At 66.7% G+C, this 20,447-nt stretch carries 23 protein-coding genes; 16 read left to right on the forward strand and 7 right to left on the reverse strand.

Annotated elements, in window-relative coordinates:
• Positions 1 to 8 precede the first annotated feature (8 nt).
• On the forward strand, positions 9 to 1,562 hold the full coding sequence (ffh, locus tag ASF87_RS14110) for a signal recognition particle protein (protein WP_056376692.1): 1,554 nt from the start codon (positions 9 to 11) through the stop codon (positions 1,560 to 1,562).
• A 6-nt stretch (positions 1,563 to 1,568) separates the two neighbouring features.
• On the opposite strand, the gene ASF87_RS14115 is transcribed toward ffh, so the two are convergent.
• Positions 1,569 to 2,480: an EamA family transporter gene (locus tag ASF87_RS14115; protein ID WP_056376693.1), complete on the reverse strand. Its 912-nt coding sequence runs from the start codon at positions 2,478 to 2,480 to the stop codon at positions 1,569 to 1,571.
• Positions 2,481 to 2,558: 78 nt separating this feature from the next.
• Here ASF87_RS14115 and ASF87_RS14120 point away from each other — a divergent pair, with 78 nt between their 5' ends.
• Positions 2,559 to 3,494, forward strand: a complete 936-nt coding sequence (locus ASF87_RS14120; protein ID WP_056376694.1) for a LysR family transcriptional regulator — start codon at positions 2,559 to 2,561, stop codon at positions 3,492 to 3,494.
• A 2-nt stretch (positions 3,495 to 3,496) separates the two neighbouring features.
• Here ASF87_RS14120 and glpK read toward each other — a convergent pair whose 3' ends face one another.
• The 3 genes from glpK to ASF87_RS14135 all read right to left on the reverse strand — a co-directional run bounded on the left by glpK (position 3,497) and on the right by ASF87_RS14135 (position 7,595).
• Positions 3,497 to 5,011, reverse strand: a complete 1,515-nt coding sequence (gene glpK, locus ASF87_RS14125) for a glycerol kinase GlpK (RefSeq protein WP_042541676.1) — start codon at positions 5,009 to 5,011, stop codon at positions 3,497 to 3,499.
• A gap of 29 nt (positions 5,012 to 5,040) precedes the next feature.
• Positions 5,041 to 5,793: an MIP/aquaporin family protein gene (locus ASF87_RS14130; RefSeq protein ID WP_056376695.1), complete on the reverse strand. Its 753-nt coding sequence runs from the start codon at positions 5,791 to 5,793 to the stop codon at positions 5,041 to 5,043.
• Between the two features lie 92 nt (positions 5,794 to 5,885).
• Complete coding sequence (locus ASF87_RS14135) at positions 5,886 to 7,595, reverse strand: glycerol-3-phosphate dehydrogenase/oxidase (RefSeq protein WP_042541674.1); 1,710 nt, start codon at positions 7,593 to 7,595, stop codon at positions 5,886 to 5,888.
• Between the two features lie 100 nt (positions 7,596 to 7,695).
• Here ASF87_RS14135 and ASF87_RS14140 point away from each other — a divergent pair, with 100 nt between their 5' ends.
• Complete coding sequence (locus ASF87_RS14140) at positions 7,696 to 8,667, forward strand: sugar-binding transcriptional regulator (RefSeq protein ID WP_042541673.1); 972 nt, start codon at positions 7,696 to 7,698, stop codon at positions 8,665 to 8,667.
• A 3-nt stretch (positions 8,668 to 8,670) separates the two neighbouring features.
• Here ASF87_RS14140 and ASF87_RS14145 read toward each other — a convergent pair whose 3' ends face one another.
• A complete protein-coding gene (locus tag ASF87_RS14145) occupies positions 8,671 to 9,822 on the reverse strand; it encodes a glutamate--cysteine ligase (RefSeq protein WP_056377051.1) in 1,152 nt (383 codons plus the stop codon).
• A gap of 209 nt (positions 9,823 to 10,031) precedes the next feature.
• Here ASF87_RS14145 and rpsP point away from each other — a divergent pair, with 209 nt between their 5' ends.
• The 4 genes from rpsP to trmD are packed head-to-tail and all read left to right on the forward strand — an operon-like array spanning position 10,032 to position 12,022.
• A complete protein-coding gene (gene rpsP, locus ASF87_RS14150; RefSeq protein WP_056376696.1) occupies positions 10,032 to 10,451 on the forward strand; it encodes a 30S ribosomal protein S16 in 420 nt (139 codons plus the stop codon).
• Positions 10,452 to 10,457: 6 nt separating this feature from the next.
• Positions 10,458 to 10,688, forward strand: coding sequence for an RNA-binding protein (locus ASF87_RS14155; protein ID WP_056376697.1), 231 nt, complete (start codon positions 10,458 to 10,460; stop codon positions 10,686 to 10,688).
• Positions 10,681 to 11,292, forward strand: a complete 612-nt coding sequence (gene rimM / locus ASF87_RS14160; protein WP_042541670.1) for a ribosome maturation factor RimM — start codon at positions 10,681 to 10,683, stop codon at positions 11,290 to 11,292. The genes ASF87_RS14155 and rimM overlap by 8 nt, the downstream gene beginning before the upstream one ends.
• Before the next feature lie 19 nt (positions 11,293 to 11,311).
• On the forward strand, positions 11,312 to 12,022 hold the full coding sequence (gene trmD / locus ASF87_RS14165; RefSeq protein ID WP_056376698.1) for a tRNA (guanosine(37)-N1)-methyltransferase TrmD: 711 nt from the start codon (positions 11,312 to 11,314) through the stop codon (positions 12,020 to 12,022).
• Here the strand turns inward: trmD and ASF87_RS14170 are convergent.
• Complete coding sequence (locus ASF87_RS14170) at positions 12,019 to 12,591, reverse strand: histidine phosphatase family protein (RefSeq protein WP_056377052.1); 573 nt, start codon at positions 12,589 to 12,591, stop codon at positions 12,019 to 12,021. The two genes, trmD and ASF87_RS14170, sit on opposite strands and share 4 nt — an antisense overlap.
• A gap of 90 nt (positions 12,592 to 12,681) precedes the next feature.
• Between ASF87_RS14170 and ASF87_RS14175 the strand changes: the two genes are divergently transcribed.
• Positions 12,682 to 13,419, forward strand: coding sequence for a class I SAM-dependent methyltransferase (locus ASF87_RS14175; RefSeq protein WP_056376699.1), 738 nt, complete (start codon positions 12,682 to 12,684; stop codon positions 13,417 to 13,419).
• A gap of 24 nt (positions 13,420 to 13,443) precedes the next feature.
• Here the strand turns inward: ASF87_RS14175 and map are convergent, their stop codons facing one another.
• The gene (gene map, locus ASF87_RS14180; protein WP_056376700.1) at positions 13,444 to 14,226 is read right to left on the reverse strand and encodes a type I methionyl aminopeptidase; all 783 of its coding nucleotides are present in this window, start codon (positions 14,224 to 14,226) and stop codon (positions 13,444 to 13,446) included.
• A gap of 121 nt (positions 14,227 to 14,347) precedes the next feature.
• On the opposite strand from map, the gene ASF87_RS14185 reads away from it, so the two are divergent.
• From ASF87_RS14185 to dprA, 8 genes are all read left to right on the forward strand, one after another.
• A complete protein-coding gene (locus tag ASF87_RS14185; RefSeq protein WP_056376701.1) occupies positions 14,348 to 14,836 on the forward strand; it encodes a hypothetical protein in 489 nt (162 codons plus the stop codon).
• Positions 14,837 to 15,016: 180 nt separating this feature from the next.
• Complete coding sequence (gene rplS, locus ASF87_RS14190) at positions 15,017 to 15,364, forward strand: 50S ribosomal protein L19 (RefSeq protein ID WP_042542128.1); 348 nt, start codon at positions 15,017 to 15,019, stop codon at positions 15,362 to 15,364.
• Positions 15,365 to 15,482: 118 nt separating this feature from the next.
• The gene (gene lepB, locus ASF87_RS14195) at positions 15,483 to 16,217 is read left to right on the forward strand and encodes a signal peptidase I (RefSeq protein ID WP_056376702.1); all 735 of its coding nucleotides are present in this window, start codon (positions 15,483 to 15,485) and stop codon (positions 16,215 to 16,217) included.
• A complete protein-coding gene (locus ASF87_RS14200) occupies positions 16,214 to 16,873 on the forward strand; it encodes a ribonuclease HII (RefSeq protein WP_056376703.1) in 660 nt (219 codons plus the stop codon). Before lepB ends, ASF87_RS14200 begins: the two co-directional genes overlap by 4 nt.
• Before the next feature lie 47 nt (positions 16,874 to 16,920).
• Positions 16,921 to 17,247: a DUF2469 family protein gene (locus ASF87_RS14205; RefSeq protein ID WP_042541663.1), complete on the forward strand. Its 327-nt coding sequence runs from the start codon at positions 16,921 to 16,923 to the stop codon at positions 17,245 to 17,247.
• 102 nt (positions 17,248 to 17,349) lie between these two features.
• Complete coding sequence (locus ASF87_RS14210) at positions 17,350 to 17,712, forward strand: YraN family protein (protein WP_056376704.1); 363 nt, start codon at positions 17,350 to 17,352, stop codon at positions 17,710 to 17,712.
• On the forward strand, positions 17,709 to 19,238 hold the full coding sequence (locus ASF87_RS14215) for a YifB family Mg chelatase-like AAA ATPase (protein ID WP_082508931.1): 1,530 nt from the start codon (positions 17,709 to 17,711) through the stop codon (positions 19,236 to 19,238). The genes ASF87_RS14210 and ASF87_RS14215 overlap by 4 nt, the downstream gene beginning before the upstream one ends.
• Complete coding sequence (gene dprA, locus ASF87_RS14220) at positions 19,235 to 20,416, forward strand: DNA-processing protein DprA (protein WP_056376707.1); 1,182 nt, start codon at positions 19,235 to 19,237, stop codon at positions 20,414 to 20,416. The genes ASF87_RS14215 and dprA overlap by 4 nt, the downstream gene beginning before the upstream one ends.
• Positions 20,417 to 20,447 lie beyond the last annotated feature (31 nt).

Raw genomic sequence — 20,447 nt, forward strand, 5'->3', positions numbered from 1 at the left:
GTGTCACCATGGCTACCTTTGGCACGCTCTCCGATCGGCTCACCGAGACCTTCCGCAACCTTCGCACGAAGGGAAAGCTCACCGCGGCCGACGTCGACGGCACGGTGCGCGAGATCCGTCGCGCGCTGCTCGACGCCGACGTCGCACTGACGGTCGTCAAGGAGTTCACCGCGAAGGTGCGCGAGCGCGCCCTGGGCGATGAGGTCAGCAAGGCTCTGAACCCCGCGCAGCAGGTCGTGCAGATCGTCAACGAGGAGCTGGTGCAGATCCTCGGCGGTGAGCAGCGTCGTCTGCAGTTCGCCAAGACCGCGCCGACCGTCATCATGCTCGCCGGCCTCCAGGGCTCGGGCAAGACCACCTTCGCCGGCAAGCTCGCGAAGCAGCTCGAGAGCGAGGGGCACACGCCCCTTCTCGTCGCGGCCGACCTGCAGCGTCCGAATGCGGTGAACCAGCTCCAGGTCGTCGCTCAACAGGCCGGCGCGACCGTCTACGCGCCCGAGCCGGGCAACGGAGTCGGTGACCCCGTCAAGGTGTCGCGCGACGGTGTGGAGCACGCGCGCCGCCACCAGCACGACGTGGTCATCATCGACACGGCCGGTCGCCTCGGCGTCGACGCCGACCTGATGAAGCAGGCATCCGACATCCGCAAGGCGACGGACCCGGATGAGGTGCTGTTCGTCATCGACGCCATGATCGGCCAGGACGCCGTCAACACGGCGAAGGCCTTCCAAGAGGGCGTCGACTTCACCGGTGTCGTCCTGACGAAGCTCGACGGTGACGCCCGCGGTGGTGCCGCGCTCTCCGTCGCCTCCGTCACCGGCCGCCCCATCATCTTCGCCTCCACCGGCGAGCGACTCGAAGACCTCGAGCCGTTCCACCCCGATCGTATGGCCAGTCGCATCCTCGACCTCGGCGACATCCTCACCCTCATCGAGCAGGCCCAGCAGGCCTTCGATGAGGAAGAGGCCGTCAAGATGGCCGAGAAGCTCGCGACCGAGCAGTTCACCCTCGAAGACTTCCTCGACCAGCTTCAGCAGATGAAGAAGATGGGCTCGATGAAGAAGATGCTGGGGATGCTCCCCGGCATGGGGCAGATGAAACAGCAGCTCGAGGACTTCGACGAGCGCGAGATCGATCGCACCGAGGCGATCATCCGGTCCATGACACCGGGCGAACGACGCAACCCGAAGGTGCTCAACGGTTCGCGTCGTCTGCGCATCGCGCGTGGTTCGGGAATGACCGTCACGGACGTCAACCAGCTCGTCCAGCGCTTCGATCAGGCGGCCAAGATGATGAAGACCGTCGCACGCGGCGGCACTCCGAACATCCCGGGAATGGGTTCCATGCCCGGAATGGGCAAGCCTGGTGCGTCGTCGAAGCGCGGCAAGAAGGGCAAGTCCTCGGGCGGTTCCCGCTCGGGCAACCCCGCCAAGCGCGCAGCCGAGAACGCGGGAATCACCTCCGCGGCCGCCCCGACCGGCTCAGGTTTCGGTCTCGGCGGCACCAAGGCGCCGAGTGAAGCCGACCTCGCCGAGATCCAGAAGCTGTTCGGCAAGAGCTGACCGGACTCATCGCCGCGCCGCCGCGAGCGGCCCCTGCGTCGATGGAACGACCTCTCTGCGAGGCTTCCGCAGCGCAGCGAGCTGCCCGGTGACGAGCGCGCTCAGAACGAGGGAGAGTCCGAGCGCCTGCACCGGGGTGAACGTCTCGCCGGCGAGCAGCGTTCCCAGAGTCGTCGCGACGACGGGGGAGAGCAGGGCGAGCAGGCCGGGGGCGATGACGGGCAGCTCCTGGATGCCGCGGAACCAGAGCGTGTACGCGATGAGACCGCCGACCGCGCCCAGCCAGAGGTAGCCGAGTATCGCGCCGCCGTCGATGGAGGGAGGGAACCCCTCGAAGACGAGTGTCAGTGGCAGCAGGAACAACCCGCCCGCCGTCAGCTGCCAGCCCGCGTACGCGACCGGCCCGACACCGGCGGGGCGCCCCCAGCGCTTGGTGAGGATCATCCCGAGAGCCGTCGCGGTGACGCCGCCGACCGCTGCGATGATGCCGACGGTGTCGAGCTCCGCGGCCGGGCCCAGCACCACGAGAGCGACACCGCCGGCGCCGACTGCGGCGGCGGCTGCCGTCAGAGGTCGGATCCTGTCGCGGAGCACGAGCGCCCCCAGACAGAGGATGATCAGCGGCTGCACGCCGGCGACTGCTGCTGCGACGCCGCCGGGCAGACGCTCTGCGGCCAGGAACAGCAGCGGGAAGAACGCTCCGATGTTGAGGATGCCGAGAGCCAGCGACTTCAGCCACCAGCCTCGAGGTGGCAGCGCGCGGCCCAGACCGAGAGCCACGAGACCCGCGGGGAGCGATCGCAGGAGACCTGCCAGCAGCGGATGACCGGCGGGCAGCATCTCGGTCGTCACGAGGTAGGTCGTGCCCCAGGAGATGGGGGCCAGGGACGTGAGGAGCAGCAGAGTCAGCCGGTTCATGTTCTCAGCCTGATCCCGTGGGACACATGAGTCCAACGCATGCTTGTCACAGTATCCATGAATGAGGATCATGGATACGTGGATCTGCAGCAGCTCAAGTACGTCGTCGAGGTCGCGTCCTCGTCGAGTTTCACGCGCGCGGCCGAGCGCTGTTTCGTGACGCAGTCGGCCCTCAGCCACCAGATCGCGGCGCTGGAGCGTGAACTCGGCCAGCGCCTGTTCGTGCGTTCGAGTCGCAGCGTCAGGACGACGGAGGCGGGGGAAGCGTTCCTCGTTCATGCGAGGGCCGCGCTGGCTGCAGCGGACCAGGCGCGTGAGGCCGCAGCGGCAGCCGCGGGTCGTGTTGTCGGCACGCTTCGTCTCGGTGTGATCCCGACGGTCACCGCGGTCTCCGTGCCTGACGCGATCTCGCGGTTCAGAGCGGAGCACCCGGAGGCGCGGGTGCAGCTCAGCATGGGCAACAGCGATGCCTTGGCAGCCGCGGTGCGCCGAGGAGAGCTCGATGTCGCGATGCTGGGCCTGCACGAGGACGTCCGCCCCAGTGGCGTCGCCTCGCGAGAGCTCGCCCGCGAGCGCCTGGTGGCCGTCGTGCCGTCGACCCACCGACTCGCACGGCGCGAACACCTCGCGTTGGAAGACCTTGCCGGAGAAGTGTTCGCGGACTTCCCCGCAGGCACGTCAGGGCGCGCGCAGAGTGATGCCGCCTTCGGTGTCGCCGGTGTGCTTCGCGATGTGTCGTTCGAAGCGGACTCGGCCGAGCTGATTCTCGGACTCGTGTCGGCTGGGCTCGCGATCACGCTGTTGGCGCCGGGCGTCGCCGCCGCGGCTGCGCCCCATGCGGTCGCCGTGGAGATCGTCGGAGGACCGGTGCGCGTCGAGTACGTCGCCTGGGACGCGCGGTCGCCGAGGGCGGTCGCCACCGCGTTCCTCCGGGTCATCGGGCCGATGACGCCTCGCGTCGAAGACGAAGCGGGCCCGGAGGAATCCTCCGGGCCCGCCTCCTCAGAGTCCTGAGGTCAGATCACGTCCTCGTCGACCCAGTCCATCGACTTGGTGACGGCCTTGCGCCACAGGCGCAGCTGGCGGTCACGCTCGCCGTCCTCCATCGACGGTTCCCAACGACGATCCTCCTGCCAGTTGGCGGAGAGGTCGTCGAGACCGTTCCAGAAGCCGACGGCCAGACCGGCGGCGTACGCGGCACCCAGCGCGGTGGTCTCCGCGACGACCGGGCGCACGACGGGCACACCGAGCACATCGGCCTGGAACTGCATGAGCGCATCGTTCGCGACCATGCCCCCATCGACCTTGAGCTCGGTGAGGTCGACGCCGGCATCCGCGTTGACCGCGTCGAGAACGTCGCGGGTCTGGAATGCGACGGCCTCGAGCGCTGCGCGAGCGATGTGGTTCTTGTTCGCGTAGCGGGTGAGGCCGACGATCGCACCGCGGGCGTCCGAACGCCAGTAGGGCGCGAACAGGCCGGAGAACGCGGGGACGATGTACACGCCACCGTTGTCGTCTACCTGCTTCGCGAGTTCTTCGACCTCGGGAGCGGAGCTGATGATCCCGAGCTGGTCGCGGAGCCACTGGATCAGCGATCCGGTGACAGCGATCGAGCCCTCGAGCGCGTAGTGGGTCGGTCCGTCCCCGAGCTTGTAGCCGACGGTGGTGAGCAGCCCGTTCTTCGAGTGGACGATCTCCTCGCCCGTGTTGAAGATGAGGAAGCATCCGGTGCCGTAGGTGTTCTTGCTCTCGCCCTGGTTGAACGCGGCCTGACCGAATGTCGCGGCCTGCTGGTCACCCAGGATGCCGGCGATCGGCGTCTCCCGGAGCAGAGACGAGTCCTCGGCGGCGCCGTACACCTCGGAGGAGGAGCGGATCTCCGGCATCATCGAGCGCGGCACTCCGAACGCCTCGAGGATGTCGTCGCGCCACTCGAGCGTCTCGAGATCCATGAACATCGTGCGTGAGGCGTTGGTGACATCGGTGACGTGCACACCGCCGTCGACGCCGCCCGTGAGGTTCCACAGCACCCAGCTGTCGGTCGTGCCGAAGACGAGGTCGCCCGCCTCGGCCTTCTCCCGTGCGCCCTCGACGTTCTCGAGGATCCAGGCGATCTTGGTGCCCGAGAAGTAGGTGGCGAGGGGGAGGCCCACGACGGGCTTGAACCGCTCGACGCCGCCGTCGGCCGCGAGGCGGTCGACGATCTCCTGCGTGCGGGTGTCCTGCCAGACGATCGCGTTGTAGACGGCCTTTCCGGTCGTCTTGTCCCAGACCACTGCGGTCTCACGCTGGTTGGTGATTCCCACGGCGGCGATGTCGTGACGTGTCAGGTCGCCGCGGCTCAGCGCGAGGCCGATGACCTCCTGAACGTTGCGCCAGATCTCCGCAGGGTCGTGCTCGACCCAGCCGGCCTTGGGGAGGATCTGCTCGTGCTCCTTCTGTCCGGTCGCGACGATGCTGCCCTTTTTGTCGAAGATGATCGCGCGGCTGGAGGTGGTGCCCTGATCGATGGCGATGATGTAGTCGGCCATTGTGTTCTCCTTTGAAGTCAGGTTCGGGTTCAGGCGAGGTTGAGCAGAACGGGCGCTGCGACGGCGGCGAGGACACCACCGAGCAGCGGACCGACCACCGGGACCCACGAGTACGACCAGTCGCTCGATCCCTTGCCCTTGATCGGCAGGATGGCGTGGGCGATACGGGGTCCGAGGTCACGAGCAGGGTTGATCGCATAGCCGGTGGGTCCACCGAGGGATGCACCGATACCGACCACGACGAGCGCGACGGGCAGGGCGCTGAGCGGTCCGAGGCCTCCGGGGACGCCGATCTCGATGTCGCCGTAGTCGGCGAATGCGAAGATCGCGAACACCAGGACGAAGGTGCCGATGACCTCGGTGACCAGGTTCCAGCCGTAGGAGCGGATCGCCGGGCCGGTCGAGAAGACGCCGAGCTTGTTGGCGGGGTCGGGCTCCTCGTCGAAGTGCTGCTTGTAAGCCAGCCAGGTGAGAATCGCACCGACGATCGCACCGAGCAGCTCGGCGCCGGTCGCCACCGCGAACTGCGAGAAGTCGATCTTGCCGGCGACGAGAAGGCCGATGCCGACCGCCGGGTTGAGGATGGCGCCGGAGTACGCCGAGACGAGGACACCCACGAAGACCGCGAGACCCCATCCCCAGTTGACCATCAGGAAGCCGCCGCCGAAGCCCTTGTTCTTGGCAAGAGCGACGTTGGCGACGACACCACATCCGAGGAGGATCAGCATTGCGGTGCCGACGAACTCCGAGAGGAAGTAGAGACCGAGATTCACTTCAGTCATGTCTTCATTGACCTTTCTTGAGTGCCAGAGCCCCATAGCTCTGGCACTTGTTGGGAGTTACGCCGCGTGGAGGGCGGCGTTCGGATGTCTCGTCAGCCGCGTGCGCGGGACGAGATCTGGAGTCCATGTCGTTCGTTGAGCATCGTGCGCGTCTGGTCGAGCTCTGCATCCTGGCGTGCACGATCCCAGTGGAGCAGAGGAGCCAGGGCTGCGGCAAGCTCTTCGAGCACATCCGCGTCGGCGTGACCGGTGAATGCGATGCTGGTGCGTCGCATGACGACATCCTGCAGACGCGCGACCATCTCGTTCTCCACCATCCAGGCGAGTTCCCGGGTGGAGAGGTCATCTCCGGCGAGGGGAGCGTCATCACCCTGCTCGATGAACTCCCAGACCTGAGCCGCACGTGTTCCGTAGCGGGCGAGAAGGCGCTCGGCGCGGTCGCCGGCACCCGGGAGGTTCTCCTGGATCCAGATTCGACGAGCCTTCTCGGTGCGCGGGAAGTCGCGGCCTCCGCCGATGGCCCGGCCGGCGGTCGACACCGTGCGAGTGCGGCCGATGAGATCGAGCACCACGTCGGACAGCGATTCGCCGAGCGCGCGGAACGTCGTCCACTTGCCACCGACGAGGCTCACCAGAGGAGCCGCGCCCTTGTCGTCGACCTCGATGCGGTAGTCGCGGGACACGAACCCAGGGGCCGTGTCCTCGTGGCGAGGGAGCGGGCGGATGCCGGAGAAGTTGAAGACGATCTGCTCGCGCGTCACGTCGATCGTCGGGAACACGTGGTGGATCAGGTCGAAGAAGTAGTCGATCTCCTCCTCCGTGCACACGGCTGCCTCGCGCGGATCCGCGTCGATGTCCGTCGTCCCGACGAGCACGCGCCCCTTGAGCGGATAGATCAGCACGATGCGGCCGTCAGAGTGCTCGAAGAAGATCTCGCGGCCACGCGTCGCCTCGAGAAGCTCGGGGTGATCCAGAACGATGTGAGACCCCTTGGTCCCGCCCATGAAGCGCGTGTCGTTGCCGAGCGCATCGTTGGTGAGGTCTGTCCACGGCCCGGATGCGTTCACGACGACATCTGCGGCGACCGAGAACTCCGTGCCGCTCTCACGATCGCGGAGGACGATCTTCTTGCCGTCGCGGGCGATCGCCTCGACGTAGTTCAGAGCGACGGCGCCCGGATGAGCTGCGCGCCCGTCCTGCAGCACGTCGAGCGCCAGACGCTCGGGATCGTGCATGGAGGCGTCGTAGTAGGTGGCCGTGTACTTGATGTTCGGGTCGAGCGAGGGGAGTTCGGCGAGCGAGCGCTTGCGACCGAGGAAGCGGTGACGAGGGACCATGCCCCCATCGCGTGAGAACGTGTCGTAGATCGTGAGTCCGACCTTGATCAGGAACGCTCCACGCTCCTGGGGCTTGCCGCTCTTGTGCGTGAGGAAGCGCAGGGGAGCGGACAGAATGCCCGAGAAGGTCGAGTAGATCGGGATCGTGGTCTCGAGTGGCTTCACATAGTGCGGCGCGATCTTGAGCAGGCCGTTTCGCTCCTCGACGGATTCACGGACGAGTCGGAACTCGCCGTTCTCGAGGTAGCGGATGCCGCCGTGGATCATATGGCTCGATGCCGCGGAGGCTCCGGAAGCGAAGTCTCCTCGTTCGACCAGCAGGACGTCGACGCCCTGAAGTGCGAGGTCTCGGAACGTCGAGATCCCGTTGATCCCGGCTCCGATGACAAGGACGCTCGTGCGTCCGGACTCACGGACGGCGCGGACTTCGGCGCGTTCCGGTGATGAGTGTGTCGACTCGATCATCTTCGACCCTTCTCTGTGCGTGCCCCCAGCTTCGACCCATGTGGCCAGCGCGCGCAAGCCCGCTGCACATATGTGCAAAGATCGAGGCGAGGAGGCCCTCATGACCCAGCCCGACGCGGGATCCCGCGACTCCAAGCTGATCGCCGCGCTCACCGCAGCGCAGCTCTACTACATGCAGGACAAGACGATGGAGGTGATCGCGCAGGAGCTGAAGACCTCGCGATCATCCGTATCCCGTCTGCTCAGCTTCGCTCGCGAGAGCGGGCTCGTCGACATCCGGATCAACTCTCCTCTGGAGCGATTGGGGATGCTCGAGCAGCGCATCAGAGACAGATACCGCCTCGTCGCGCACGTCGTACCCATCCCCGAGATCGTCAGCGAGGTGGAGCGGCTCGAGCGTGTGGCCCTGACAGCGGGGCGGTTGCTCTCGCAGTTCGTCGACTCCAACATGATCGTGGGCGTCGCATGGGGATCGACGATCAGCGCTGTGAGCCGCGGTCTCACGCAGAAGGAGACGCACAACACGACGTTCGTACAGTTGAACGGTGCGGGCAACACGCAGACGAGCGGCGTGGAGTACTCGAGCGACATCCTGCAGCGCTTCGGCAGCGCGTTCGGCGCGCAAGTGCAGCAGTTCCCCGTGCCGGCGTTCTTCGACGATCCGTCGACGCGCGAGGCGATGTGGCGCGAGCGCAGCACCCGGAGAGTGCTCGATCTGCAGTCGAAGATGGACATCGCCGTGTTCAGTCTCGGCTCTCCCGCCGCGGAGGTGCCCAGCCGTGTGTACGTCGGAGGGTATCTCGGACGCGACGACTACCGGAGCCTCCGCGAAGACCATGCGATCGGCGACGTGGCGACGGTCTTCTTCCGCGCAGACGGCTCGTGGAGGGACATCCGTGTGAACGCCCGCGCCACCGGTCCGGGCCTCGACAGACTGCGAAGGGTCCCCAGGCGCGTGTGCGTGGTCTCGGGAGTTCCCAAGCTCGCGAGCCTCCGCGCAGCGATCGCCGCCGAGCTCATCACGGATGTGGTTCTCGACGAGGGGCTCGCGCGCCGACTCGTGGAGGACTGACCTCTACGGCTCGTCGGTCGACGATTCGGGGCCGGAACGGAATTCCCGGATCAGGTGCTGCACGACCGCACCGAGATCGCCGCCCGTCGCGTTCGCGATCGTCAACTGCCGTTCGTAGCTCGCGCCGTTCGTGAGTATCGTCTCGATGCTGCCGAACTCTCGCCCGCAGCCGAGTTCGACTGCGACCGGCGCGAGCTCGTCGAGGACCTCGGACAGATGCTCCCGCACCGGCCGCTGGGTTCCCGCGGAATCCACGATCACCTGGGCGTCGAGGCCGTAGCGTGCCGCGCGCCATTTGTTCTCGCGGTGGTACCAGGCCGGCATCTGTGCAAGAGTGCGACCCTCATCGAGCTGCCGGGAGAGATGCTCCACCAGGACCTGGACGAGGGCGGCCACCGCTGCCAGCTCCGGCAGGGTCGAGAGGCCGTCGCAGGCCCGCACCTCGATCGTCCCCCACCGCGGAGCGGGGCGGATATCCCAGCGCACCTCGGTCGCATCGGCCATCACACCGGTGCGCACCATGTCGTCGAGATAGGCCTCATAGTCGGACCAGTCGTCGAGAGGCCAGGGGAGTCCGGCCGTGGGCAGCTGCTGGAAGACCAGGGCGCGGTTGGACGCGTACCCGGTGCGCTCACCGGCCCAGAACGGACTCGACGCGGCAAGCGCCTGCAGATGCGGGAGGTATGCCGCGAGGGCGTTGATGATGGGGATGACCTTGCGCTGATCCTCGACGCCGATGTGGACGTGGATCCCCCAGATCATCATGTTGCGGCCCCACCATTGGGTCCGCTCGATCAAGGTGTGGTAGCGGGTCTTGTCGGTCACTTCCTGCTGGTACCACTGTGCGAACGGGTGGCTGCCTGCGGAGAGCAGTTCGATGCCGGCAGGATCCGTGGCCGAGCGCACGGCAGAGATCGCGTTGGCGATGTCGTCGACCGCGTGCGCCACTGAATCGCCGACGCCGCTGGTGACCTCGATGGTGTTGGTGAGCAGCTCACCCGTCACCGTATGGCGTTCGTCGGCGCTCTCGTGCTCGAGTGCCGACAGCAGCTCAGGGGCGCGACCGACGAGATCACCGCTCACCGGGTCGGCGAGCATGATCTCCCATTCGAGGCCTACGGTGGACCGGGCCGATGAGGCGAAATCGAGCGTCACGAGCACAGTCTGACATGCGGTGCAGACGACACGGCAACCGCCGTGTCGTCCCGTTTCGCTCCTTGGCCGCGGATCTGGCAGAATAGAAGGTCGGACGACGTGCTCGACCCTCTATCCAGCACTCGTCCTCCCTATTTGAGCTTCCGCCGGGTGTGCACCCCACTCTCCAGGCGATCGGTTCGTTACCTTCCACACAATTCAGGAGAATCGTGGCTGTCAAGATTCGTCTCAAGCGCCTGGGCAAGATCCGTGCGCCGTACTACCGCATCGTCGTCGCCGACTCGAAGACCAAGCGCGATGGTCGCGTGATCGAGGAGATCGGCAAGTACCACCCCACCGAGGAGCCCTCGTTCATCGAGATCGACTCCGACCGTGCGCAGTACTGGCTGTCCGTCGGTGCTCAGCCGACCCAGCAGGTCGCAGCGCTGCTCAAGATCACGGGCGACTGGGGCAAGTTCAAGGGCGACAAGGACGCGAAGTCCACCCTCAAGGTCAAGGAGCCCAAGGTTCCGTTCGAGATCGACGCGTCCAAGAAGTCCGTCGTGAAGCCCAAGGTCGAGAAGAAGGCCGAGGCTCCGGCCAAGGCCGACGCGGAGGCCGCTGAGGCTCCCGCCGACGACGCCGAGTAATTCGTCGTGCTCGCCGCCGCGCTCGAACACATCGTCAAGGGGATCGTCGATCACCCCGAGGATGTCCGCATCAACGCTTCCACTTCGCCGAGAGGCGATCTCCTCGAGGTGCGAGTGCACCCCGACGACCGTGGACGCGTGATCGGGCGCGGCGGCCGCACCGCGAAAGCACTGCGCACGATTATCTCCGCTCTTGCAGACGGGCGTCGTGTGCGTGTCGATGTCGCGGATGACTGACGTGGTGTCGACAGACCGCAACCAGGGCAAGAATCAGCTGCGGGTCGGGCGCCTCGTCAAGGCCCACGGTCTCAAGGGCGCTCTGAAGCTGGAGCTCTACACCGACAATCCCGAGCGTCGTTTCACTCCAGGGGCCGAGTTCACGTTGCAGGTGCCTGAAGCATCTCCGTGGCACGGCAAGACGGTCGTCGTTCGCGAGTACCGGGTGATGAACGGCAACCCCGTCGTGTTCTTCAAGGACGTCGACGATCGTGAGGGTGCAGAGACCCTCGTCCGAGCGATCCTCTGGATCGATCAGGACAATGACGAGGTCGAGGACAACGCGTGGTTCGACCACCAGCTCACTGGGCTCGATGTCGTCCGTGATGGTGTCGTGGTGGGCAGAGTCGCTCGGGTCGAGCACTTCCCGGCGCAGGACCTGCTCATCGTCAGGTCAGGCGACCAGGACATCATGGTGCCTTTCGTCGAGGCGATCGTTCCGACGGTCGACGTGAGAGCAGGACGCGTCATCGTGACGCCGCCCGCTGGACTCTTCGAAGAGCTTCCCGACGCTTCCGAGGCGACGGAGGCGGGGGAGTCCTCGGACTCCGACGCCACCGAGTGACCACGGGTACGGTCTGCCCGTGCGCATCGACGTCCTCTCCATCTTCCCGTCGTACTTCGACGGCCTGACGCTCTCCCTGCTCGGGAAGGCCCAAAGCGCCGGCATCCTCGACCTGCGCGTCCGGGACCTTCGGGACTGGACCTCTGACCGCCACCGCACTGTGGACGACACCCCGTACGGGGGTGGAGCGGGGATGGTCATGAAGCCGGAGCCCTGGGGGCTCGCGCTCGATGAGCTGGCGTCGTCGGATCCTTCCGATAAGGGCCGTCGGCCGACCATCATCTTCCCCTCTCCCGCGGGCGAGGTCTTCACCCAGGCCACGGCTCGTGACCTCAGCACCCGCGATCACCTCATCTTCGGATGCGGCCGGTACGAGGGCATCGACGAGCGGGTGTTCGAGTATGCGGCGTCGCTCGGCGAGGTGCGACTCGTCAGTCTCGGCGACTACGTCCTCAACGGAGGAGAAGTCGCGACCATGGCGATGATCGAGGCGATCGGACGTCTGATCCCCGGTGTCGTGGGCAATCCGGAGAGCCTCGTCGAGGAATCGCACGAAGACGGACTCCTGGAGTACCCGTCTTACACGAAGCCCTCGGTGTGGCGGGATCGGGCCGTACCCGAGGTGCTGTTGAGCGGCAACCATGCCGTGATCGCCTCCTGGCGTCGCGATCAGCAGATCGAGCGGACGCGTCGCCGTCGGCCGGATCTGCTGCCGGACGACGAGAACTAGAGCATCCGCTCGATTCCGCGGTCGATCTCGAACACCACGTCCTGCGGGTGCCTCAGCGACAACGCGGAGTGGGCGTCCAAGCCTCGGAGGTGTGCTCGCAGCAGCCGGCCGAGCATCTCGTGACTGACGAGCAGGGGAACGCCCGTCGAAGCCCATCCGCAGGATGACAGCGCCCGGCGCGCCCGTCCTCTCGCCTGGGCATAGCTCTCGCCCCCGGGAAACGCCCAGCCGTATCGGTTCGCCGCGCGGTCTTCGCGCGCCCTGGGGAATCGCTGATCGATCTCGTCCCAGGTCAGGCCGGCCATCTCGCCGTGGTCGAGGTCGGCGAGCTCCGGCACTTCGATGAGGTCTGCGCCGATCCGATCAGCGATGATCGCTGCCGTGTGTCGTGCGCGGCCCAGCGGGCTGAAGCACACGGTGGTGATGCCGCGATCGGCGACCCGCTCCGCAACGCTCTGCGCCTGTCGGATGCCGTCCTCGGTCAGGGGCGAGTCGAGCTGCCCCTGCAGCCGATGCTCGAGATTCCATCGGGTCTGCCCGTGCCGAGCCAGGAACAGGTGCTCTGGCACGTGGCGATCCTCCGGAATCATGCACTCAGGATGGCACAGTCGCACTGTCGCAGGACGGGTGAGATCGCGGGCGCCTGATAGCGTCGCAGCATGGTCGACGACGTGCTGGCGAAATCGTTCACCCTCACCGGTGCAGACTATGACCGCTACCGTCCAGGCTTCCCTCCTGCTGCAGCCGACGTGGTGATGCCTCACAGCGTGCGCACGGCGCTCGATCTCGGTGCAGGCACCGGGAAGTTCACAGAACTGCTCGGGGGACGAGCGGAGCGTGTTATCGCAGTCGAGCCGTCGGAGCCGATGCTCGAGATCCTGCGCTCGAAGCTGCCAGGGGTCGAGGCGCATCTCGGCAGCGCCGAGCGGATACCGATGGGGTCCGAAGTCGCTGATGTCGTGACGGTCGCGCAGGCCTTCCACTGGTTCGACGAGGAGGCCGCGTGTGCGGAGATCGCGCGCGTGCTCACACCGGGGGGAACCCTCGGACTCATCTGGAACCGTTTCGATCCGACGTGCGCGTGGGATCGCGCGGCACACCGGATCGCGCACCCCGCGGTGGGGGATGCAGACGGCACCACGAGCACCGCGACACACGAGCTTCCCGGCTTCGACTTCGTGCGCCACGAGCGGATCCACTCGACGGAGCGGATTCGACGCGACGCGTACCTCGGTCGGTGGTCGACCGTGAGCACCTTCCTCGTCGCCGATGAGGCGGCGCGCGCGGAGATGTTCGCTGCTATCGAAGCGGTGCTGGAATCAGATCCCGAGACACGCGACCACGACGAGTACGACCTGCCCATCGTCACGGATGTGTTCGTCTACCGCCGCGCGTGAGGACCACGAGCGGAGCGGCGAGAGTCAGCGGACGCCGAGGAACGACCTGTCGGTGAGGATGATGGGGCCATCCGCCGTCACTGCGACGGTGTGCTCCGAATGGGCGCCCCGGGATCCGTCGACGCTCCGAAGGGTCCAGCCGTCGGGGTCGGTGATGAGCTCGTCTGTCGTCTCGAGCAGCCACGGTTCGAGAGCGAACACCAGGCCCTCGCGCAGCGGGAATCCGCGCCCGGCCCGGCCGTCGTTGGGAACGTGCGGGTCGCCGTGCATGATGCGCCCCACGCCGTGTCCGCCGAAGTCGGTGTTGATCGAGTACCCCTCGCCGTGCGACACCGCCGCGATGGCCGCCGAGATGTCGCCGATACGGTTGCCGACGACCGCTGCGCCGATCGCCGCATCGAGCGCGCGCTCCGTCGTGTCGATGATGCGCAAGTCTTCCTCTCGCGGGGTGCCCACGACGAACGAGAGGGCCGAGTCCGCCACCCAGCCGTCCACGGACACCGCGAAGTCCAGCGATACCAGGTCACCGTCACGAAGCGTGTAGTCATGAGGGAGCCCATGGAGCACCGCGTCGTTGATCGACGTGCAGATCGCCTTGCCGAACGGGCTGGCACCGAAGGACGGGTGGTAGTCGATGTAGCACGACTCCGCTCCGGCCTTGCGGATCATGTCGTGCGCTCGACGGTCGATCGACAGCAGATTCGTGCCGACCTTCGTCTCGTCGCGCAGGGTTGCCAGGGTCTCAGCCACGAAGCGACCGGCGGCGCGCATCTCGTCGATCTCGGCAGGGGTGCGCAGTTCGATCATCGGGTGTCCTCTCGTCCACTCCATTCTCCCCGATCTCCCGGACGCGGGCGTCCGCGCAGAGACCGCGCGCTCACAGCGAACACCGTGACGATGTCGAGCCCCGCGTCGTACGATTTGAGGCATGTGGTTGCGTCAGGCGTTCTTTCGGTGGCTGATTCCGGCCGCGTTCCTGCTGCCGCTCTGGCTGCTCGTGGGGTGGGGCGTCTTCCAGGGCGGATGGGCGATCCTGTGGGTGCTGTTCATCGCGGTGCCCTCGGTCTTCGTCGGCCAGCTGCTCCTCACGCTCCTGACCCGATCGCGTCCGTCGGTGCGCGTCGAGCGGGCGGTCTCCTGGTGGGACGTCGGCGGCTTCACCATCTGGCATGGGCTGACCATCGCGGTCGGGTGCTTCATCGACGGCGCCTTCGGCTGGCTGCTCGCGGCAGCGGTGGTGGTCGGCATCGGCCTGTTCTGGCTGCAGCTCTGGCAGCTGTGGAACGAGGCGAAGGGGAGCGGAGCGCGGATCCGCGAGACCATCGCATGGTCGTCTGTTCCCGGCGTCGATGAGTCGGCACCCGAGACCCGCGCACACGAAGTCATCGTCGTCCGCGAGAAAGACACTCGGGACTGACGACGACGCGGCGCACCGCGTTTTGGCCGTGTGCGGCATCCATGGCAGAATGAATGTTTGTGCCGTGACCGGTTCTGCCTCAGGGGAGCCCACGGACGCTTCGGCTCCGTTCAGCACACCTCTTCTTGTTCCTACTTACATCATGCAACCGACCTGAGGCGAGTGCAGAGAGAGACGATCATGCAGATCCTCGACGCCGTCGACGCAGCATCGCTGCGTTCAGACGTTCCCGTCTTCAACCCCGGTGACACGGTCAACGTACACGTGAACATCACCGAGGGCACCCGCTCGCGTATCCAGGTCTTCAAGGGCGTCGTCATCGGCCGCCAGGGCGACGGCGTACGCGAGACGTTCACCGTTCGCAAGATCAGCTTCCAGGTGGGCGTCGAGCGTACGTTCCCGGTGCACTCCCCGGTGATCGACCACATCGAGGTCGTCACCCGCGGTGACGTGCGTCGCGCGAAGCTCTACTACCTCCGCCAGCTGCGCGGCAAGAAGGCGAAGATCAAGGAGAAGCGCGACAACTGACGCGCAGGTTCTCCACAGCACCCCGGGACACGATGTCCCGGGGTGCTGTGTTATCCCCGGGGTGTGCGACCCTTGATGATGCCGTCTCAGTGCGGTGCGAGACTATGAAGGAACCCTCATGACGACTGACTCCGCCGCCGCGTCCACTCCACCGACGAAGCGGCGTCGCGGGTTCCTCGTCTTCCTGCGAGACGTCCTCGTGATCATCGTGATCGCGGCGCTCGTCTCCTTCGTCGTGAAGACTTTCGTCGTCCGCTCCTTCTACATTCCGTCGGCCTCGATGGAACGCACCCTGATGGTCAAGGATCGCATCCTCGTCGACGAGTTGACCCCCCGGTGGAACGATTACGAACGCGGCGATGTCGTCGTCTTCAAAGATCCGGGCGGGTGGCTCGACGGACAGCCGCAGACTCCGGCCCAGCCTCCGCTCATCGAAGCGTTCGACTGGATGCTCAACGTCATCGGGATCTCGGCCACCGACTCTCAGGATCACCTCGTCAAACGGGTGATCGGATTGCCGGGCGACCACGTCGTCTGCTGCAACGCGCTCGGGCAGATCACGGTCAACGGCGCGCCCATCGACGAGCTCGGGTACCTGAATCTGCCGGACGGCGACACCGCTGCGTCTAACGAACCCTTCGACGTGGTCGTGCCGGAGGGGTCCCTCTGGCTGCTTGGCGACAACCGGGATCGTTCGCGGGACTCGCGGGCGCATCAGGATCTTCCCAGCGGCGGATTCGTGCCGATCGAGAACGTCGTCGGCAAGGCGTTCTTCACCACATGGCCCTTCGACCGCATGGGCACGATCGACGGCCACCACGACAGCTTCAACGGCGTCCCGGATCCGGAATGACCGTCGTCGCTCCGAAGCTCACTCTCGAGCGCAGGCTGCTGAGTGAGTGCGATCTCATCATCTCCCTCGACGAGGTCGGACGCGGCGCGCTTGCCGGACCGGTGGCGGTCGGAGCTGCCGTGATGGATGCGGCCGGTGCGCGCCGTCGCGTGCCCGAAGGACTCCGGGATTCGAAGCTCGTCACCGAGAGGCGTCGACCTGACGTCGCTGCGAGGGCTGCGGCATGGGTGCAGGCATCGGGAGTCGGCTGGGCTAGTGCGGCCGAGGTCGACTCGGTGGGCATCATGCGGGCGCTCGGGCTCGCGGCATCACGCGCCGTGCAGAGCATGGTCGATTCGGGAGTGGTCCTCGACGGGGCAGTGGTGCTGCTCGACGGCAATCACGACTACGTCTCGCCCGTGCATCCGGTTCCGCTGCGCGTGCGGCCGGTGGTCAAGGGAGACCGTGACTGCGCGTCGGTCTCCGCGGCATCGGTGATCGCGAAGGTGGCGAGAGACACCTACATGGCTGAGCTCCACGAAAGCCATCCCGCGTATCAGTGGGACAGGAACAAGGGATATGCGAGCCTCGAGCATCGCGATGCGATCAGGAGCCTCGGGCTCTCCCCGCACCACAGATCATCCTGGGCCATCGCAGATGTCCCGACTCTGTTCTGAGTCTGCGTGCGGCATCGCAGTGTCGCCGACTCTAGGATGGAGGGATCATGGATGAGGAAGCCTTCGACGATTACGACCGCGAGCTCGAGCTGGCGCTGTTCCGCGAATATCGCGACGTCGTCGCACAGTTCCAGTATGTGGTCGAGACCGAACGGCGGTTCTACCTCGCCAATGAGGTGAATGTCGTACGCCGCGACACCGAGCACGACTTCTACTTCGAGATCTCGATGAGTGACGTCTGGGTGTGGGACATCTACCGTGCCGACCGCTTCGTGAAGGCCGTGCGGGTGCTGACGTTCAAAGACGTCAACGTCGAAGAGCTGCAGCGCCGCGAGTTCGAACTGCCCCAAGAGCTGTCGCTCGACGGGGAGTGACCTCTTCTGCACGATTCAGGTTTCTGACGGGGTGTCCCGAGGGCCTGGAGCTGCGGCTCATTCGGAGCGCTGATCGGCGCGGGCGCTCGACAGGCTGTCACCATGGCAGCGAAAGACGAGCTCGGTAGACACGGTGAAGAGCAGGCGGTTCGATACCTGACGGGTATCGGATATGAGGTGCTCGACCGCAACTGGCGATGTGCGCAGGGCGAGATCGACATCGTCGCCTGCCGCGGCCGCCATCTGGCAGTCGTAGAGGTCAAGACAAGACGCACCATCGCTCACGGGCACCCGTTCGAAGCGGTGGACGCCCGGAAGGTCCGCCGGTTGTGGCAGCTGGCCCATGCGTGGGCCGCCGATCATTCCGACCAGGCCGGCGGCCTCATGATCCGGATCGAGGCGATCGGGATCATCGGCGCGGACCCCGCGCACAGCACCCTCGAACACCTCGTGGACGTGTCGTGAAGACGGCTCGCACCTGGGCGGTCGCGCTCACCGGGGTCGATGGACACATGGTCGAAGTCGAAGCGGACATCTCGAATCAGACGCCCGATTTCAAGATCATCGGGCTGCCCGACAAATCACTCGGCGAAGCTGTTCAGCGGGTCCACAACGCGTGCAAGAACACCGCGCTCGATCTTCCGCGTCGTCGACTGACGGTCAATCTCTCGCCCGCGAGCCTCCCCAAGCAGGGAGCGGGCTTCGACCTCAGCATCGCCGTCGCTGCGCTGGCAGCCGGGGGAGCGCTGTCGAGCCGGTCCATCGCCCGCGTGGTGCATCTCGGTGAGCTCGGGCTCGATGGTCGGCTCCGGCCCGTTCCCGGAGTGCTGCCGTCGGTGTTCGCTGCTGCACGCGCGGGTTTCGACACCGTGATCGTCCCCTGGGGCAACGAGGCCGAGGCGAGGCTCGTGCCGGGAATCGAGGTGCGCCCTGCGGCGAGCCTCTCGCAGGTGGCGGTGTGGCACGGCGCAGAAGTCGACGTGCTCGAGGCGGATCCGGTCGCGGCCGCAGCGGTCGCGCGCGAGCGTCCCGAAGAGTTGGACCTCGCCGACGTCGTGGGGCAGGAGAACGCCGTGCGTGCGTTGATCGTCGCCGCGGCGGGAGGACACCACATGATGCTCAGCGGCCCGCCGGGGGCAGGGAAGACCATGCTCGCACGAAGGCTGCCTGGCATCCTTCCGAGTCTCACCGAAGACGAAGCGCTCGAGGTGGCGTCGATCCGCTCGCTCACGGGCGAGTCGGTGCAGGCTCTCGACGTGATGCCGCCGCTGGAGTCGCCGCATCACAGTGCATCGGTCGCGGCGCTCGTCGGAGGTGGAACGAGGTCTGTGCGCCCCGGGGCGATCTCTCGGGCGCACAGGGGTGTGCTCTTCCTCGACGAAGCGGCGGAGTTCTCGAGAGTGGCGCTCGACGCGATGCGACAACCGCTCGAGTCGGGTGTGATCGAAGTGAGTCGAGCGGGGATCACGGCTCTGTTTCCAGCGAGGTTCCAGCTCATCGTGGCGCTCAATCCCTGTCCGTGCGGCAACTACGGGGTTCGTGGCGCGGAGTGCGTGTGCCCGTCATTGGCGATCCGGAGATACTCGACGAGACTCTCGGGTCCGCTGCGAGACCGCATAGATGTCGAGCTGCACGTCTCTCGGGTTTCCGCCTCGCAGGCGATGGTGGGGGACCGCACCGGAATGACGAGCGAGATCGCTCGTGCGCTGGTCGTCGAGGCGCGAGAGAGAGCCGGTGCGCGATGGCAGGGAACCCCATGGCTTCGAAACAGCGAAGTACCCGGCGCTCGGCTGAGACAGCTCGATCTGCGCATCCCAGCTGATGCACGGGTGCCGCTTGACCGGGCTCTCGAGCGAGGGACGCTCACATTGCGCGGCTACGACAGGGTGCTGCGGCTGGCGTGGACCATGGCCGATCTCGCTGGACTCGACAGGCCGGGACGCGACGAAGTGGGCCAGGCGCTGTTTCTCAAGAGGGGGTACGCATCATGATCGATTCACTCACAGGTGACGCCGGTGTCCGAGAGTCGCTCGAACAGCTCAGGCCCTCCGGAGGTGCGGTGGAGGCGCTCGCCCGGGTGTCTTGGTCGGTCCTCACCGAGCCGGGCGATGGTGTGGCCGGGGCGCTCATCGAAGAGCTCGGTGCTTCGGACGCGCTCCGGCTCGCATTGGGCGCCGGGAACGCGGCGGGCCCAGAAGTCAGCAGCCGGGCACTCGCCGACGGGCGGGCGCGGTGGAAGACCCGAGCCGACGCGCGGAGCGTGGTCGATGCGCTGCGCGGCGCCAGGGACGTCGGAGCCCGACTTCTGATTCCGGGTGATGCTCACTGGCCGACTTCTCTCGACGACCTCGGGGTGCATGCGCCGGCCGTTCTCTGGGTGCGCGGTGACCCGCGGCTGCTGAGCGCGGCCCCCAGAGTCGCGATCGTCGGAGCCCGCGCCGCGAGCGCATACGGCGAGATGCTCGCGGGTGACTTCGCCGGCGAGCTGGCCGCAGGTGGCGCGGTCGTGGTGTCCGGGGGAGCGTACGGCATCGACGGCGCAGGTCACCGTGCCGCACTCGGAGTCGGCGGAAAGACGGTCGCGTTCCTCGCCGGTGGGGTCGACCGAGCGTATCCTCAGGGCCATCAGCAGCTTCTTCGCCGAATCGTCGAGACCGGCGCCGTGGTGAGCGAGGTCCCGTGCGGCACTGCGCCGACGAAGTGGCGGTTCCTGTCGCGCAACAGACTCATCGCTGCGGTGAGCGACGCGACGGTGGTCGTGGAGGCAGGATGGCGAAGCGGATCGTTGAACACTGCTGGACACGCAGCTGCACTGGGTCGACCGCTCGGCGCCGTGCCCGGGCCGGTGACATCCGCTTCGTCAGCCGGCTGTCATCGGCTCCTGCGCGAGTACGACGCGCGGTGCGTCACCACGACTGCCGAGATACGCGAGCTCTGGGGCGACGGGCCGCCGGGTACGTCACCCGGTCGAGGCACGGATCCCGACCAGTCTCGCGTGCTCGATGCCATGAGCAGCCGCGATGCGCGAGCCGCTGCCGAGCTGTCTCGACGGTCGGGGCTCGCGCCAGAGCGAGTCAATGCCCTGCTCGGGCTGCTCGAGCTCGAGGGTGCGGTGCGACGAGTCGAAGGGGGGTGGCAGAGGGCGCGGGTCAGCGAGCGGCGCGGCTGACGCGACGGTGATCGGCGTTCCTGCACACTTG

It is taken from the genome of Microbacterium sp. Leaf161 (assembly GCF_001423645.1).
Classification (GTDB): domain Bacteria; phylum Actinomycetota; class Actinomycetes; order Actinomycetales; family Microbacteriaceae; genus Microbacterium; species Microbacterium forte.

What these genes read in the sequence shown, in the direction of transcription:
- glpK (WP_042541676.1), bottom strand. Translation starts at nt 5,011, where the DNA reads ATGGCCGACTACATCATCGCCATCGATCAGGGCACCACCTCCAGCCGC.
- ASF87_RS14115 (WP_056376693.1), bottom strand. Translation starts at nt 2,480, where the DNA reads ATGAACCGGCTGACTCTGCTGCTCCTCACGTCCCTGGCCCCCATCTCC.
- ffh (WP_056376692.1), top strand. Translation starts at nt 9, where the DNA reads ATGGCTACCTTTGGCACGCTCTCCGATCGGCTCACCGAGACCTTCCGC.
- ASF87_RS14210 (WP_056376704.1), top strand. Translation starts at nt 17,350, where the DNA reads ATGGCAGCGAAAGACGAGCTCGGTAGACACGGTGAAGAGCAGGCGGTT.
- lepB (WP_056376702.1), top strand. Translation starts at nt 15,483, where the DNA reads ATGACGACTGACTCCGCCGCCGCGTCCACTCCACCGACGAAGCGGCGT.
- ASF87_RS14140 (WP_042541673.1), top strand. Translation starts at nt 7,696, where the DNA reads ATGACCCAGCCCGACGCGGGATCCCGCGACTCCAAGCTGATCGCCGCG.
- rimM (WP_042541670.1), top strand. Translation starts at nt 10,681, where the DNA reads ATGACTGACGTGGTGTCGACAGACCGCAACCAGGGCAAGAATCAGCTG.
- ASF87_RS14130 (WP_056376695.1), bottom strand. Translation starts at nt 5,793, where the DNA reads ATGACTGAAGTGAATCTCGGTCTCTACTTCCTCTCGGAGTTCGTCGGC.
- rplS (WP_042542128.1), top strand. Translation starts at nt 15,017, where the DNA reads ATGCAGATCCTCGACGCCGTCGACGCAGCATCGCTGCGTTCAGACGTT.
- ASF87_RS14205 (WP_042541663.1), top strand. Translation starts at nt 16,921, where the DNA reads ATGGATGAGGAAGCCTTCGACGATTACGACCGCGAGCTCGAGCTGGCG.
- ASF87_RS14200 (WP_056376703.1), top strand. Translation starts at nt 16,214, where the DNA reads ATGACCGTCGTCGCTCCGAAGCTCACTCTCGAGCGCAGGCTGCTGAGT.
- map (WP_056376700.1), bottom strand. Translation starts at nt 14,226, where the DNA reads ATGATCGAACTGCGCACCCCTGCCGAGATCGACGAGATGCGCGCCGCC.
- ASF87_RS14135 (WP_042541674.1), bottom strand. Translation starts at nt 7,595, where the DNA reads ATGATCGAGTCGACACACTCATCACCGGAACGCGCCGAAGTCCGCGCC.
- ASF87_RS14185 (WP_056376701.1), top strand. Translation starts at nt 14,348, where the DNA reads ATGTGGTTGCGTCAGGCGTTCTTTCGGTGGCTGATTCCGGCCGCGTTC.
- dprA (WP_056376707.1), top strand. Translation starts at nt 19,235, where the DNA reads ATGATCGATTCACTCACAGGTGACGCCGGTGTCCGAGAGTCGCTCGAA.
- ASF87_RS14175 (WP_056376699.1), top strand. Translation starts at nt 12,682, where the DNA reads ATGGTCGACGACGTGCTGGCGAAATCGTTCACCCTCACCGGTGCAGAC.